Origin of the sequence: Lacrimispora sp. (genome assembly GCF_036758025.1) — a bacterium.
Taxonomy (GTDB): domain Bacteria; phylum Bacillota; class Clostridia; order Lachnospirales; family Lachnospiraceae; genus Lacrimispora.
In genome coordinates, this window is sequence record NZ_DAIOXM010000004.1 from 171301 (window position 1) to 186176 (window position 14876).

Consider the following 14876-nt stretch of genomic DNA (forward strand, 5'->3'; position numbering starts at 1 on the left):
TTTTCTACGGAAGGAGCAATTTCTGGCCCGCAACAATCTTATTTTCATCGTCCAGTCCATTGATCTCACAAATTTCTTTTACTCTGTTGACAGACTTGTATTCCTCCAGACAGATTCCGTACAGGGTCTCCCCCTCCTGTACTACACGGATCCGGTAATTGCCGCTTGCAGCCGCTTCTGTTTCCTTTGGGGCAGCCTTAGTCTCCTGAGGAGCCTTAGCTGCTTCCTGGGTTTCAGCCGCTGCCTGAGTCTCTGGTGCTGCTTTTGTTTCCGCTGCCGCCTGAGTTTCTGACACTGCCTGTGTTTCCGCTGCCGCCTGGGTTTCCGACGCCGCTTTTGTTTCCGCTCCAGCCTGTGTTTGGGATTCCCCTCCCTGTCCCGGCAGTGTAGGTGACATGGTTTCCTGCTTCACCGCCTCGGTGGGATAAACTCCTCCCTCGGCTTCCTCCACAATTACCTGGGATTCTTTTTGGTTATCCTTCCCCGGACTCCGCTCCCCAATCAGAAGCTGTTCTGCCCTGGCAGGTATGGCAGAGGCGATCACACTTTCCATATCCCTCATGCGCTCATAGTTGTTAAACATAACAATTCCGCCAGCTAATATGACGACTGACATGGCCATACACATGCCACGGAGAAGACTGACCCTCTGATACCTGCCTGTCTGATCTCCCTTATGCTCGTCCATCCGCTTGCGGAATTCCTCGATCACCTTATCATTAGTATCGGTTTCGATACGTTTTATATCCTTTCGCAGCACCATATAATCCTGCATCATCTGATTGCGTTCATAATAGATGCTGTAACCTTTCAGCTTGTAAAATCCATCCTCCGATGTTATGTAAATAGTCTCATCGCCGTCTGCACCGCTGCTTAAATACATCAGCTTGTTGGGACCGCTGAAATACTGGACATGCTGCTTCCAGTAATTGAGCGGGCTTAAATCATCTCCCGGCCTTCCGCATAGGAACCAGCCCAGAACCGATCTCCTTGGAAAGAGCTGTTCCATGCTCTGGCAGGCCTTTTTCCACGCCAGCTCAGAAAACACCACCTTCTTCCCATACTCCGTCACATCCTCCATTTCCAAGGCTCCGTCAATGAAAATGTAAGGCGTTCCGTCATAGATCTCCAGACTTCCCAGGAGAATTCCCACTCGCAGCTCTTGTCCGGCTGCAGGATACAGACGTTTCAAATAAGTATTTACATAATCTTCCACATACAACTTTACAACCTGGTCCCGTTCCCCGATCTGCCTGATATTTCTGGGCAGATTCGGCGACGGATTGTATAATTCACCCATTGGCTCACCCCGCTATTCTTTTTAATCCAATGAATCATAGCATATGAAGGGTGAGAAACATGTCAAAGCAGGGCCGGGTTTTCCCATAACTTTTCGACAAGACAAATACTGCGGCTGATGCAGTCCGCCATGCGCATGACAATGGATAGGCGGATGCTCTGCAGCATCAGAGGATCGTAGTTTCCGCAGCTTCCCACAATTCCCGTTATAAAAATATCCCCCACGGCCCGAAGTTCCTTGCTGACTCCAAGGCCAGGCTTTAGGGCCCCCCTTCCCAGGGTCACATAGCCGATGTGCTCCATGCTTCCCACAGAGGCGTCCACCGCCACCACCACGTGATTGGGATAGCGCAGTTTTAAAATGGTCTGGTAGGTTTCCAGGTTCATGGCATGTACCGGCCTCTCTAATGTTCCAAGGACCTCCAGCCTCCTGGCTCCGCTTTCTTTCAGCTTATACCCGATCAGGGGACCAAGACTGTCTCCTGTTGACCGGTCGGTTCCAATACATAAGAACAGCACTCCTGCTGCCTGCTTAATTTCCTGCTCCATGCTGATCATGTGATAAAGCCTGGAGGCAAATTCTTCTGCTTCAAAGGTCTGCTTTGTGTCATAATAAAAAACATCCCGGTTCCCTCGGATACCGATTCTTTCCCATAATTTCATAATATCCTGCCTTGCTGTCCTTATTTTCTCTGTTCTATTATAAGCCGGTGATTCTGGAATTATTCACCTGCAATGCCAGGAAATATTGTGGGGAAATTTTAAGCAAGCCGGATTTTAAAAAGTGCAGGCTGAGACTGTTTCCAGTCTCGTCCTGCACCTTCCTGTTATTCCTTAGGGCTGTTATAAAGTAATTCTGCTTCACTGATGGTAGATGCCTTCCCAAGCCGTATCATATCAGCCAGCTCATCAAGCTTTTCCGGAACCATAAACTCCTTCCCGATATAAGAAGTATAATTATCATGGATAAATAAGGTCTGTTCCTTTACCCGGATCTCCGCCTCCTTCACATCGGTGCCGGCCTTTTCATAAGCGGCCTCCAGCCCTTCAAGCCGCTCCCTGCTGTTCCCAGCAATCTCATCGGAAATAATGGTTCTGGTCACCTTGTCAAAGGTGTTTAAGGACTCCTTCTTTTTCTCAGCAATGTCGGCCAGATCCTGCTCAATGCGGGCGATCTCATCGTCGTATTTTTCCAGATTATATACGGCTTCATCCCGGTCCTTTTTAATGCTGCGGGTAATGGAACGGATCCTTTTCTTATTGGACTTCATATGATCCCTTAAGCTTCTTCCCTTTTTTAAGGCCGCCTGATGTCTCACCTTAGTACGGTTATTGACCAAAATATAAAGACCGCCGAAAAAAAGAATTGTCACAAAGTAAATCACAACCAGATAAAGAGGTAATTGTTTAGGAATTAGTAAATATGCTCCATAGGGAATTGCCAGAAAACAAATAAATATGGTCAGGAGCAAAAGAAAAAATTCTCCCAGTCCCCTGGGAAGATACAGGGCAAAATACAGACTGCTTTTACAAAAGCCGGGAACCTTATCCTGCCGGAAAACTTCCTTCATCTCCAGCTTCAACTCCCGGATACTATTGTTAAGCTCTGTCGTCTCTTCCTCAATCCGTTCCTTAACTCCCTGGTTTTTAGCCTTTTCTCTCTTGCTTCTCACCTTTTTTAAACGGTCCTGCTCCCTGGCTATTTCACTGTCATAGGTACTGTTAATTTCTTCAATCCTCTTTTTTACCGTAAGGCTGATGGCATCTGTCACAGCCTTTCTCTCTGAATCCAATTCCTTTCCCAGACGCTTTTCTTCCAGACTGCATTCTTCCAATAAACGTTTGCTTGCAGACAACTCCTGAACTGCCCTGCATGCTTCTCCGAGAAAACCAACCTGATCTGTTATGGGTTGAGCCATCTTCCGTCTTCCTCCTTCGGTTTTTCCTATCAAGATTCTATCATATTTTTCACCGTTTTACAACGTTCCCCATATCACCTCTTGCCTTTTTCCATTCAATAATGCTATAATCGTTTCATTCATTACAGGAACCATAAATAGCCGTTTATTTTAGAAGGGAAAAATCCATTTATGTTTCGCATGTGGGCAAAAATAATCAAAGATACAAGAATAGAAAAAGATACGGTCATCTCCATTTCCGACTACAGCCTTTCCAGGACTTCCATGGTCTTTCAGGCTTTGGAGGATATTTGTTACCAGTTTGACTTGGAAAAACCGATGTGGCTGGATTCCACTGTCAAGGATTTTCAAAAACATTCCAAAACCCGTTTCACCCAGGATAATTTTATTGAACGCATTGAATTTGATTTTCTGGAAGTTCAGGTCATCGAAGAATAGAAAAGGCTGCCGTACCAATGATTTGAAAAATCACCGGTGCGGCAGCCCTATTAATATCTATACTTATTGATTCTGCAATGCGCTTGCATCCACTTCCTCGTATCCCTCCAGATTAGGAGTTGTAACCTCCACAGTCTGGCCTGGGTTGTTATAGGTGGAATCCACATCCATATCCATGGAAATTGTCTCACCCTGCAGCTCCATCTCAAAGACCATCTTCACCTTCTGCCTGGAAATATAGCCGTCTTTGTTGACAACTGCTTCTCCGCTGGCCTCTTTGATGTTATAGGTAACCCCTTCTGCATCGGTTCCCATCTGGCTCATAATATCCTGCAAATAAGAATCCATCTTAGTCGCATCCACCGTATAGGTCAGATTCTGATTATCTCCATCCTTCTTTGCCTGAATATCCTTTAAGTAAGAAGAATCCATACTTGACCCTTCCGTACTCTGTTTGATCTGTTCCATCATGGCATCGAGATCCATGGCATATTTGATCTTCTGCCCCATGGCATCCATATAGTAATAGCCGTTTTCATAGTACATGGAAAGTTCCTGGTTCTGACCCATCATATTTGTATTGGCATCAGCCTGATATTTCATGCTGTCCGTATTGATACCGGAAATTTTCATATCCATATCCATAGAAATGTCTATGGTTTCTTCGCCCTGGGCCATCTTCATAGCGATGACAGAGCTCACATCCATGGAATCCAGTTCTGCTGTTTTTTTCGCAGCATCGTCATAAATCTTCTTTGCATTCTGGCCTCCGCAGCCGGCCAGGGACAAGGCCATGGCTCCCGTAAGTAATAGCGCTAAAACTTTTTTCATATCTTCCTCCTTAAAAATGGTGTTTTTGATTGTATTCTTGATTATACTATATAAACCCACTGTTTATTGCTGGGAAAAATCTTAAGGTTTTCTTACTTTCCCTCATTTTCAGGGTTTTTCCCAGATAAAAGCCGGTGTTTTCATAAACACCGGCTCATTCATCAATACCTTATAATCTCTTTAATAATTCTTCTCTTTCTTTTTCATATCCCGGTTTTCCAAGAAGAGCAAACATGTTCTTCTTATAGCTTTCCACACCCGGCTGGTTAAATGGATTCACACCCAGAATATACCCGCTGACACCGCAGGCATATTCAAAGAAATAGAATAACTGTCCCAGACTGTACTCATCCTGACTTGGAATATGTACCATAAGATTGGGCACATTTCCGTCGGTATGAGCCAGAATGGTTCCGTTCATGGCGCTCTTGTTGACAAAATCAACGCTTCTGCCGGCCAGATAATTCATTCCGTCCGTATCCACCTCTTCCTCCTTAAGAAGAATCTCTGCAGGAGATTCCTCCACATTCAGAACAGTTTCAAACATAATTCTGGCACCATCCTGAATAAACTGTCCCATAGAGTGCAGGTCAGTAGTCAAGTCCACAGAAGCCGGGAAAATACCCCTCTGGTCCTTTCCTTCACTCTCTCCAAATAACTGCTTCCACCACTCGGAAATGTAATGAAGGCTTGGCTCATAATTTGCCACAACTTCAATGGCTTTCCCTTTTCTCAGCATGATGTTGCGCACCACAGCATACTGAAGGGCACCATTGGACTCGTAGGGGGCCTCCAGGGCTTCCTTCCTGGCCGCTTCTGCCCCTTCCATCAATCTATCGATATCAGCGCCGGATACTGCAATGGGAAGAAGACCGACTGCGGTCAGCACTGAGAAACGTCCTCCTACATCATCGGGAACCACAAAGGTCTGGTATCCTTCCTTGTCCGCCAGGCCTTTGAGTGCTCCCCTTGCCTTATCCGTAGTGGCATAAATCCTTTTATTTGCCTCTTCACGGCCATATCGTTCAACCAGCATATCCTTCAGCACACGGAAAGCGATAGCCGGTTCTGTGGTCGTACCGGATTTAGATATAATATTAACGGAGAAATTTTTTCCTTCCAGCACATCCGCTAAATCATGGAGGTACTTGCTGCTGATGCTGTTTCCAACAAAATAGATCTCCGGAGTTTTGCGTTTTCCTTTTGGCAATACATTATAAAAGCTGTGGGATAAAAATTCTATGGCTGCTCTGGCGCCGAGATAAGAGCCTCCGATGCCTACTACCAGAAGTACGTCGGAATCCCGCTGAATTTTCTCTGCCGCCGCCTTTATTCTCTGGAACTCTTCCTTGTCATACTCCACGGGAAGATCAATCCAGCCCAGGAAATCACTGCCTGCGCCGGACCTGCTCATCAACACATCCTTTGCACACATCGCGGTTGCCTTCATATTTTCCATTTCTTCTGCCGACACAAAGCCTGCTGCCTTGGAATAATCAAAAACTACATTTCCCATGCCATTATTCTCCTTTTCCTTTTGTTTCAGGTCCCTGACTGCCTGTTTGTGGAAATTATATCATAAAATCCCTCTAATTGCGATATGATTTTCTTCTGCCTTCCAAACGTTCATGTCAGATATTCCTGGAGAATTTCCCCAATCAGCCTCAACTCATCCGGATTTAAATCCTTAAGCCAGTCCTCTCCGTGTCTGGCCCCCCTCTCCTTTTCCCGTCCTGCTGCAATCTGCTCCAGACTGTGCTTTAAATAGTCCACATCACTTCTGGAAGCCGGAACCACCTCCACAGCGGGAGCCTCTTTCATTTCAGCTCCTTCTTCTCCCTCCTGCCGCTTCTGGGAGACCTCTGCCGCCCGGACTCTCTGTCTTCCGGATCTCCTGGCCAGCCGTTTTCCCTGCTCCGGGTCCTCGGAAGGAGGAAAAATAGGCCTGATATTTTCGCCTGTCTCCGCTCTTCTCACTTCCACCTTGACCTCGTCTCTCTCTTGGTCCAGGCGGTAAATCAATATATTTTCCAGATAATTATCCAGGCAGGCAAAAAGCTGCTGCCGTTTTTCCCCAATCCCTACTGCATGGTCCACCAATATGGTAAAGAGCCCGGCCATAATTCCCACAGACCCATACAGCACGATGTAATACGGATCAATGCTGTACCAATAGGAGCCAAAGGATGCCGCCCCTCCTGCTAAAAAGCACCATAGCGTCATTTGGTTGGAAAACATATTCCAGCCATGGAGCGTGACCCCCATCTGTTTAAAATCGTACATCTGCCGCTCCAAATAGGGCTTGACCTTGGGAATCCCCTGGTTCATCTGATATGTATTTTCTGTTTTCTGTTTAAAGTTCCGAAGATTCTTGTTTCTGGTCAGTGCCATGTTATCGGATTCCTTAATCAGTCTTTTGTAGAGGTTACGTGTCAGCCATCTGGTCAGAATGCCCACTCCGCATAATGCCGCCAGCACGTACAATGCTTTGCCTGTCTGTAAAAATTCCAGCATAATAATAGCTCCCCTTTCTTCCCGGCTATGACCGGTGATAGATTTATTATAATCACCTGTTCTGCCTTTGGGAAGATGAGAGAGCCTAGAATCGTTCGTCAAATCCCGTCAGGATTCGATTCTCAACTTAAAATTAGTACTGCTTGACCATGGCTAAAATGAGATTTACGGAGTGTTTAACCGCCTTGGCTTCAAACTCACTATAGTCCATATTTGCGCTGTCATCCGCCTTATCTGAGATGGCCCTGATAATTAAAAATGGGATGCTGTTTAAAGAGGCCGCCTGCCCAATGGCTGCACCCTCCATTTCCGTGCAAAAGCCTCCGAAAGTTTCTGCAATCCAGTTCTTTTTAACCCTGTCAGAAATAAACTGGTCCCCCGAAACAACTCTTCCCACGTGAATTCCAACTTCAGGATTTACCTCCTGGCAGCATGTGAAGGCCAAATTTCGAAGCCCTTCATCTGCTGAAAAGGAGAATTCCTTCATCTGAGGAATCTGTCCCGCCGGATATCCAAAGCCGGTGGCATCCATATCGTGATGAACCACATCTGTGGACAGCACCACATCCCCGATGTTGATTTCATTTTTTAAAGAACCGGCAATTCCGGTGTTGATCACCGCATCCACATGATAATGGTCCGCCAAAATCTGGGTACAGATGGCTGCATTCACCTTTCCGATGCCGGAACGGACTACCACCGCTTCCTTTCCTTCCAATATTCCCTTATAAAAATCCATGGCTGCAATGGTTTCTACCGTCACATCCTTCATGGCCTGTTTCACTTTTTCAACTTCTACATCCATGGCTCCGATAATTCCTAACATAATCGTTCTCCCTGTATTTGACTGATTTTTTCTTTACTTTCATTATCTGGTATGGTATATTTTACTTAGAGAGAGAGTAACCGCCCACAAGGTGGAAGCTTCCGGATATGACTTATTTAGCTCTCAGTGAGAGCCGCCTATCCTGTGTGCTGACAGGGTAGGCATTATTTTTTTGGCTTGTTATCCCCAATCACCCTGTACACGATTACTCCTGCTGTTATTCTACCAATAAACAGCAGAGAACGCAATAAAAACATAACCGTATTTGGGGGACAGCGAAAGGATACATACAGGCTATTGACAACTCCTCATAAACTTCGTTATAATTCTAAAGCTACATATTAATTTCAGAATGCTGCAAATGAGAGGATTTTTAAGATGAAATATAAAACACACGGTGTCTGCACCCAGGAGATCGATTTTGAAATAGAGGACAACAAACTGGTCCATGTTCAGTTTAAAGGCGGCTGCGCCGGCAATACCCAGGGAGTTGCCCGTCTGATTGAAGGAATGGACGTAGACGATGCCATTAAGCGTCTGGAAGGCATCCAGTGCGGCTACCGCCCCACTTCATGCCCTGACCAGCTTGCAAAGGCTTTAAAGCAATTCCAGGAAGTACAGTAAAACAATTTCTCATAAAAAACAGGGTTCCGGATGTGAAATCTCCGGAACCCCATTTTTATAATAAAAACTCCCCCTGTTATCCCTTGATACCTGTAGAAGCAATTCCTTCCACATAATATTTCTGCAGTGCAACAAACATGATCAGCATAGGAACTGCTGATACGGTCAAAGACGCCATAATAGAACCATAGTTAATGGGCTTGGTACCAAAGAACGTCTGGATAGCCAGCTGAATGGTTCGCATATCTTCACTGGTCACCACCAGCATAGGCCACATAAAGTCATTCCAGTGAGCTACAAAATCAAGAATAAAAATCGTAGCATACACAGTACCAGAAATAGGTACCACAATATTGAAAAATGTTTTAATAGGACCGCTGCCGTCTATGGAAGCCGCCTCCAGCAATTCGTTAGGAATATCCACAAAAAACTGACGGAACATATAAATAGAGAAACACTTTGCAATAAACGGAACGATTAAACCTGCGTATTGATTCACCCAGCCAAAATCTGCCACCTGCTTATAAAGCGGAAGCATAATGGACTCCATGGGCAGTACCATAAGGCTGATAACAATGGTAAGCAACAGTTCTTTTCCCACAAAATCAAATTTTGCCAGGGCATATCCGCAGATCGAATTTACAAACAAGTCAAGCACGATGATGATAAACACATAGATCAAACTTCTTACAATATATTTCATCATCGCAATTCTTGTAAAAACCTCAACATAATTTTTGAGAGAGGCACCCAGGGGAATAAAGGTTTTTATGCTGTTCATACCCGAAAAAATCTGGGACTCCGGCTTTAAGGAAGCTGAAATCATCCATAATAAAGGTGAAATAAAAATCAGTGCCACCACCGCATTTCCTGCATAAAACAATACGGTTTTTGTCATGTTTTTCTGTTTTTGATTCATAGCTCCTCCTCCCTAGTCTGCTTTAATAACACGTTTCAGAATCAGCGACATGGTAACCACAATGATAAAAAATATAGTTGCCACCGCACATGCATATCCGAAGTTTCTGCTTTGAAATCCCTGCTCATAAATATAATACACCAGGGTTCTCGTTGAATTCTGAGGACCGCCCTTAGTCATGACGTATGGCTGGGTAAACAGCTTCATAGCCTGAATCATAGTGATCATGACCACATACTTGATTACATTTTTAAGCCCCGGAAGCGTCACATAGAGAAAGCTCTTGATCCCATTGGCTCCGTCTATGGAAGCCGCTTCATACTGTTCACCGGGGATTGCCTGTAAACCAGCCAAAAAGATCATCATCTGATACCCTGCTGCCTGCCATGCTGACATGAAAATAATGGAATTCATCGCCATTTTGGGATCAGTCAAAAATCCGTAAGGCCCTAACCCCAGTTTCCCTAAAAATGCATTTAGAAGACCTGTGTTAGGATTGGGATTATACAAAACAGTCCATAAAATAGCAACGACTACCATGGAAGTGACCATTGGGCTGAAATATGCTGCCCGGAAGATGGACACCCCTCTTCTCCTGGAAGAAATAAAAAGCGCCAGAGCCAAAGCCAGAATACACTGAAAAGGAACAACAATCAAAGCAAAATAAAACGTATTTGCAAGTGCCTTTTTAAAATTAGTATCGCCAAATAATTCCTTAAAGTTATTAAGTCCATTGAATGCAATGCTGTCAGGGCGCATGATGTTATAATCGGTAAATGCATAACGAATAGTTGAAAAAGCCGGTAAAATCAAAAACAGAAACAAGAGGACAACTGCCGGAAATATAAATATGTAAGCTGCTGTCTTCTCATGCCTTTTCTTAACGACTCTCTTATCCACATGGTTTCCCCCTTCCTCTTTTGGGGCGGTGTCATTCCGCCCCGCATAACCTATCCCCTCAAGTACCCAGAATTATTTTGCATAATTCTTCTGGAAATCAGCATCGTAATCCCTAGCAACCTGATCCAGGGACTCCTGAATATCAGCTCCTGTGAAAATGTTCATCATAGCCTGTGAAAAACCAGGTGCCAGAACTGTATAGGAAGGTGTTCTTGGCCTTGGATGCCCTGTCTCAATTGACTGCTGCTTGAATACAGAACGGGGATACTCATCATACTCTGTTAAGGTATCATAACTGGAAGTTCTGGTAGGCATTTTAGAAATTGCCTGAGCATAAGTGGTTACATTCTCCTGATTCATTAAGTAAGCCAGCACCTTGCCTGCAGCTTCCTTATCTGCATCCCTGGTAATGGTAGCCGCCCAGTCACCTGTCGGGGAAGTGTTGATGCCTCCATTGTCTGCAACCGGGTAGAAGGTTACGCCCCAGTTTAAATCAGGGAACTGGCTTTCCAAAGTAGCAACCTCCCATGATCCGCCAAGTACCGTTGCAGCATTTCCATTGTGGAATTCCTGCTGAATGGGACTTACATTGGCATATCCGTTCTGAATCAAATCATTTAAAAATGTGGCAGCTTCAACGCCCTTTGCTCCGTTAATATAGCCTTCAGCCGTTGTTGCATCATCGCTGATGAAGTCTGTACCATTGGAAATCCAAAACTGCTCCAATACATAAGGAAGGCCTTCTCCCTGATCCATAATGATATTGGTTCCCACTACAGTATCAGTTGTAAGCTTCTTAGCAATATCCGCAAATTCAGACCATGTCAAAGCATCCTCCAGTTTGTCCGGCATGGTAATTCCGGCTGCATCGGTCATATCCTTGTTATAATACAGGGCTACAGAGCTTTCCGTTGCTCCAAGAGCGTATAATTGGTTGTCATATGTACCCTGAACCTTAATGGATTCCACAAAATCCTTCATGTCCTCTTCCGTAAAGAACTCATCAATAGGAACAATAATTCCATTTGCAGCATAATTGGAAATATTAGGCCCATCCACATATAAAATATCCGGCAGATCATTGGACGTAATGGAGGCATTTACCTTATCTTCATAAGCATAAGAATCTGCACGCACAATGGCTTCTCTCTTAACTTCAATTTCCCCCTTGTGCTCCTCATTGAATGCATTAATTTTCTCAACCCACCACTCTTCAATGGCCGGCTCATCGGTAGGACTCCAGATGGTTACCACCTTTGCCCCGTCTGCATTGGTACTTCCTCCGCTGCTGCCTGCTGTCTTGCTTCCTCCGCAGCCCGTAACCGCCAAAGCTGCCATAGCCGTTGCCAATAAGATACTGATTGCTCTTCTTCTCATAACACTTCTCCTCTCTCTTCTTAAATATTAATTTTAACAGTTAATCAGGTTCCTCTTAAACAAAGAAACCCTTTCCTTGTTAATTCAACCTTATAACTTCCCAGCCCTTTTACCAAATGGATTTCATGGTATACAGTTCTAAGTTCTCCACTTCCTCAGGATTTGCAAAATCTGCTTTAAATACCCCTTGTGAGCTGTTTGTATAAAATAACTTGGTGCCTGCGGCCTGCCCGTGATTTAAATATATTTCCGCTGACCTTCTATCCATAAATATCTCAATATACCCAACGTGTTCTATAGGAGAAGGAAAACGAACCTTCTCTGTTGCCGTTCCCTTAGTCACAATTTCCACCTGGCCGTCTTTTCTCTGTAAACTCAGGCTTCTGTCTCCTTCCTCAGCAATTAATATGGAAAAGTCTGAATCCCCCTTCAGCGAAATCTTTGCAACATAGGAGTTCCCTTCAATCCGGTCTATAGCAGCCGACCGCCCTCTGCCTGCAAACAGACACTCATCCTGCTGGGCATATATTTCTGTAACCGGTTCCATATACAGTTGGTTATCTTTTACAGACAAGACCCTGGGAATCGCCATACTTCCATAGGCTCCCCCTTCCTCCACAATATGCTCTCCATAAAAATCTGAAATCCAGCCTATGAGAATCCTTCTCCCATCATGAACAAAGGATTGTCCCGCATAATAATTGCTTCCAAAGTCAAGAAATTCCGAATGCTCCACCTTCATGACAGAGTCCTTAAACTCTCCTACATAATACCTGGTCATCTGATATCTGCCACATTCATCATGATGAGTCATCCAGGCCCCCATTGCTACAAATTTTCTATCCAGTTCAAATGCATCCGGACATTCAAATGTGGAAATCCCCCTTGTTTCTTCTTCTAAGAGAGGTCCAATATAATTCCATTTATAACTATCCTCAGAGCCGTATAATAAGATTGCCGCCTTATCCCTTATTTTAGATGCCAGAACCATGTAATAATATCCTTCAGATTTCCACACTTTAGGATCCCGGAAATCTCCCGGATTCACTCCGGACGGTGGGGTCTCAATAACAGTCTTTTCCTCTGTAAAGTAAATCATATCGCTGCTTTCCATCATAGTCTGGTACTCATACTGTTCACTGCCTGGGATTCTGGGACCAATATGCCTTGTTAAGTAAAACTTAACCTTATCCCCTTCCACCAGAGCCGAACCGGAAAATGCTCCGCCTTTTTTGCTGCAATCCTGTAAAATTTCTTTCTGGGGCTGTAGAACAAAAGGCAGATGCACCCAATGAACCAGATCAAGGCTTACGGCATGTCCCCAGTACATGTTATCCCACTCCTGAGAGTGAGGATTATGCTGGTAAAACATGTGATATCTTCCATTGAACCAACAAAGCCCGTTTGGATCATTGATCCAGTTCCTGAATGCCTGGAAGTGATACTGCTCCCGGTAAGGGGTGTCATAATGGGCTTTCATACAGGTGCTGTCCACCACTGCAGCATCCTTTCCCTCTATCAAATCCAGAAAACCGATCCCGGATGACATCACATCGTCATTGCCGCTTAAGTAAGCCAGAGAAATCTCCAGATTATCAGCCATCAACTGATATACTTCATCCTGTTCCAAAGGAATCCGTACCCACTCATAATATTCAGAAGTGATTTCTCTCTCTTCTGCATCCGTTTTCCCGTTTCCCTTCCATGTTAAAAGGCTTCTGGAAGCCTTGGAGACAGGCCTTGCAAAAATTTCCAGCATGCGGTATTTACCGCTTTTCACAGAAAACATTTCCCCTCTCCTCCTTATTCTGATTTTTGTTATTTTGTATATGTGGAATGGGTTCCATATGGTGATTATAGGTCACATATGTACAAATGTCAATAACTTTTCATCGACATTTTCCATTTTTTTCTGGTAATTTTTTTCTATTCCGCCATCTCCCTTTTTCATTTTGTTTTTGCTGCACAAAATAATGCAAATTAAATTGCATTTTATAGGGTTTGCTTATATAATTCCATTAATGGAGGTAGGAATATGGCAAGTATGAGAGAAGTGGCGGAGAGAGCCGGTGTAGGGATTGGAACGGTATCCAGGTATTTAAACGGGACAGGATATGTTTCGGAAGAAACAGGGAGCAAGATCAATGCCGCAATCAAAGAACTGGATTATACCCCCAATGAACTGGCAAGAAATTTATTCAAAATGAGCACAAATATTGTTGCCATCATTGTACCTGACTTATCCCATCCCTTTTTCTCCGAATTTGCAAGATATGCGGAAAGTGAACTATACGGCTGGGGCTATAAGACTATGGTATGCAATACCATAAATAAGAGTAACCGGGAAAAGGAATATCTGGAGATGTTAAAGCGCCGTATGGTGGATGGAATCATAACCGGAGTGCATTCCCTGGATATCGAAGAATATTTAAAGGTTTCCCAGCCCATCATAGCTCTGGACCGTTACATCGGAGAAAATATACCATTGATCGGCTGCAACCATAACAAGGGCGGGGAACTTGCGGCCGGCAAATTCATACAGAGTAAATGCCGTTATGTGGTACAGGTACAAGGTGCCACCAGTGTAAACACTCCTGCCCATGACCGCCATACCGTATTGGAATCGGTCTTAAGCCGGGAAGGCATTCATGTGGAAACAAAAGAAATGCTGTGGAACCGGTTTGACTATGATTACTTTGAAAAAATAGCAGATGAAATTTTAGATGAATATCCTCAGATTGACGGTATGTTCGGCTCTGACCTGGCTGTTTCCGCCGTATTAAAGCGGGCCTTGGAACGGGGCATCCGGGTTCCGGAGGACTTAAAGCTGGTGGCTTATGACGGCACCTATCTCTCAAAAGCCGTGTACCCTCCCATGACAGTCATCGCCCAGCCTATTGAAGAGCTTGCAAAAAAAGCGGTGGAATTAATTTTAGAATTGATAAAGGGAAATAAGAACATACCTGATAAGACCATTTTAGAGGTTTCCCTTCAGGAGGGAAAAACTACCTAGCAACATAAATGCATTATTTATAAAAAGCTCCCTCTAACCCCTTTCATGAATGAGGGGTCAGGGGAAGCTTTTTTTCCTTTATTCTTCCAACATCATCAAATAATTGTCCAATCTTGCTTAACGGTCATATACATAAATCTATACCTCTATTTAAAGAGTAGTATACCCTATTATCGGAACAATACCAACAGTTCCGGAATAACATTTTACCCTTAT

General features: G+C 44.3%; 14 protein-coding genes. 3 read left to right on the top strand and 11 right to left on the bottom strand.

Annotation, left to right across the window (positions count from 1 at the left end; all coding sequences use genetic code 11):
- Window positions 1-4 precede the first annotated feature (4 nt).
- The 3 genes from V7M78_RS05880 to V7M78_RS05890 all read right to left on the bottom strand — a co-directional run bounded on the left by V7M78_RS05880 (window position 5) and on the right by V7M78_RS05890 (window position 3218).
- Window positions 5-1300, bottom strand: a complete 1296-nt coding sequence (locus V7M78_RS05880) for a LysM peptidoglycan-binding domain-containing protein (protein WP_333647392.1) — start codon at window positions 1298-1300, stop codon at window positions 5-7.
- 62 nt (window positions 1301-1362) lie between these two features.
- Complete coding sequence (gene yyaC / locus V7M78_RS05885; protein WP_333647394.1) at window positions 1363-1962, bottom strand: spore protease YyaC; 600 nt, start codon at window positions 1960-1962, stop codon at window positions 1363-1365.
- 164 nt (window positions 1963-2126) lie between these two features.
- Complete coding sequence (locus V7M78_RS05890) at window positions 2127-3218, bottom strand: hypothetical protein (RefSeq protein ID WP_333647396.1); 1092 nt, start codon at window positions 3216-3218, stop codon at window positions 2127-2129.
- A gap of 171 nt (window positions 3219-3389) precedes the next feature.
- Here V7M78_RS05890 and V7M78_RS05895 point away from each other — a divergent pair, with 171 nt between their 5' ends.
- Window positions 3390-3656 carry a hypothetical protein gene (locus tag V7M78_RS05895; RefSeq protein WP_333647398.1) on the top strand — a complete coding sequence of 89 codons (267 nt, stop codon included), beginning with the start codon at window positions 3390-3392 and terminating at the stop codon, window positions 3654-3656.
- A 63-nt stretch (window positions 3657-3719) separates the two neighbouring features.
- Here the strand turns inward: V7M78_RS05895 and V7M78_RS05900 are convergent, their stop codons facing one another.
- From V7M78_RS05900 to V7M78_RS05915, 4 genes are all read right to left on the bottom strand, one after another.
- The gene (locus tag V7M78_RS05900) at window positions 3720-4487 is read right to left on the bottom strand and encodes a DUF6612 family protein (protein ID WP_333647400.1); all 768 of its coding nucleotides are present in this window, start codon (window positions 4485-4487) and stop codon (window positions 3720-3722) included.
- A 169-nt stretch (window positions 4488-4656) separates the two neighbouring features.
- Window positions 4657-6003, bottom strand: a complete 1347-nt coding sequence (locus V7M78_RS05905; RefSeq protein WP_333647402.1) for a glucose-6-phosphate isomerase — start codon at window positions 6001-6003, stop codon at window positions 4657-4659.
- Window positions 6004-6113: 110 nt separating this feature from the next.
- Window positions 6114-7001: a hypothetical protein gene (locus tag V7M78_RS05910; protein ID WP_333647404.1), complete on the bottom strand. Its 888-nt coding sequence runs from the start codon at window positions 6999-7001 to the stop codon at window positions 6114-6116.
- 133 nt (window positions 7002-7134) lie between these two features.
- A complete protein-coding gene (locus V7M78_RS05915; protein ID WP_333647406.1) occupies window positions 7135-7827 on the bottom strand; it encodes a 5'-methylthioadenosine/adenosylhomocysteine nucleosidase in 693 nt (230 codons plus the stop codon).
- 378 nt (window positions 7828-8205) lie between these two features.
- On the opposite strand from V7M78_RS05915, the gene V7M78_RS05920 reads away from it, so the two are divergent.
- On the top strand, window positions 8206-8451 hold the full coding sequence (locus V7M78_RS05920; RefSeq protein ID WP_333647408.1) for a TIGR03905 family TSCPD domain-containing protein: 246 nt from the start codon (window positions 8206-8208) through the stop codon (window positions 8449-8451).
- A 76-nt stretch (window positions 8452-8527) separates the two neighbouring features.
- Here the strand turns inward: V7M78_RS05920 and V7M78_RS05925 are convergent, their stop codons facing one another.
- The 4 genes from V7M78_RS05925 to V7M78_RS05940 form a co-directional block, all read right to left on the bottom strand.
- A complete protein-coding gene (locus V7M78_RS05925) occupies window positions 8528-9370 on the bottom strand; it encodes a carbohydrate ABC transporter permease (RefSeq protein ID WP_333647410.1) in 843 nt (280 codons plus the stop codon).
- Window positions 9371-9382: 12 nt separating this feature from the next.
- Window positions 9383-10270: a carbohydrate ABC transporter permease gene (locus V7M78_RS05930; protein WP_333647412.1), complete on the bottom strand. Its 888-nt coding sequence runs from the start codon at window positions 10268-10270 to the stop codon at window positions 9383-9385.
- A gap of 72 nt (window positions 10271-10342) precedes the next feature.
- Window positions 10343-11647, bottom strand: a complete 1305-nt coding sequence (locus V7M78_RS05935; RefSeq protein WP_333647414.1) for an extracellular solute-binding protein — start codon at window positions 11645-11647, stop codon at window positions 10343-10345.
- Between the two features lie 109 nt (window positions 11648-11756).
- Entirely contained in the window at window positions 11757-13436 is a 1680-nt protein-coding gene (locus V7M78_RS05940; RefSeq protein WP_333647416.1) for a glycoside hydrolase family 32 protein, read from the bottom strand.
- A gap of 246 nt (window positions 13437-13682) precedes the next feature.
- Here V7M78_RS05940 and V7M78_RS05945 point away from each other — a divergent pair, with 246 nt between their 5' ends.
- Window positions 13683-14660, top strand: a complete 978-nt coding sequence (locus V7M78_RS05945; protein ID WP_333647418.1) for a LacI family DNA-binding transcriptional regulator — start codon at window positions 13683-13685, stop codon at window positions 14658-14660.
- Window positions 14661-14876: the final 216 nt, after the last annotated feature.

Excerpts from the sequence above, each read along its gene's own strand:
- V7M78_RS05880 (WP_333647392.1), bottom strand. The coding sequence starts at position 1,300 with ATGGGTGAATTATACAATCCGTCGCCGAATCTGCCCAGAAATATCAGG.
- yyaC (WP_333647394.1), bottom strand. The coding sequence starts at position 1,962 with ATGAAATTATGGGAAAGAATCGGTATCCGAGGGAACCGGGATGTTTTT.
- V7M78_RS05890 (WP_333647396.1), bottom strand. The coding sequence starts at position 3,218 with ATGGCTCAACCCATAACAGATCAGGTTGGTTTTCTCGGAGAAGCATGC.
- V7M78_RS05895 (WP_333647398.1), top strand. The coding sequence starts at position 3,390 with ATGTTTCGCATGTGGGCAAAAATAATCAAAGATACAAGAATAGAAAAA.
- V7M78_RS05900 (WP_333647400.1), bottom strand. The coding sequence starts at position 4,487 with ATGAAAAAAGTTTTAGCGCTATTACTTACGGGAGCCATGGCCTTGTCC.
- V7M78_RS05905 (WP_333647402.1), bottom strand. The coding sequence starts at position 6,003 with ATGGGAAATGTAGTTTTTGATTATTCCAAGGCAGCAGGCTTTGTGTCG.
- V7M78_RS05910 (WP_333647404.1), bottom strand. The coding sequence starts at position 7,001 with ATGCTGGAATTTTTACAGACAGGCAAAGCATTGTACGTGCTGGCGGCA.
- V7M78_RS05915 (WP_333647406.1), bottom strand. The coding sequence starts at position 7,827 with ATGTTAGGAATTATCGGAGCCATGGATGTAGAAGTTGAAAAAGTGAAA.
- V7M78_RS05920 (WP_333647408.1), top strand. The coding sequence starts at position 8,206 with ATGAAATATAAAACACACGGTGTCTGCACCCAGGAGATCGATTTTGAA.
- V7M78_RS05925 (WP_333647410.1), bottom strand. The coding sequence starts at position 9,370 with ATGAATCAAAAACAGAAAAACATGACAAAAACCGTATTGTTTTATGCA.
- V7M78_RS05935 (WP_333647414.1), bottom strand. The coding sequence starts at position 11,647 with ATGAGAAGAAGAGCAATCAGTATCTTATTGGCAACGGCTATGGCAGCT.
- V7M78_RS05940 (WP_333647416.1), bottom strand. The coding sequence starts at position 13,436 with ATGTTTTCTGTGAAAAGCGGTAAATACCGCATGCTGGAAATTTTTGCA.
- V7M78_RS05945 (WP_333647418.1), top strand. The coding sequence starts at position 13,683 with ATGGCAAGTATGAGAGAAGTGGCGGAGAGAGCCGGTGTAGGGATTGGA.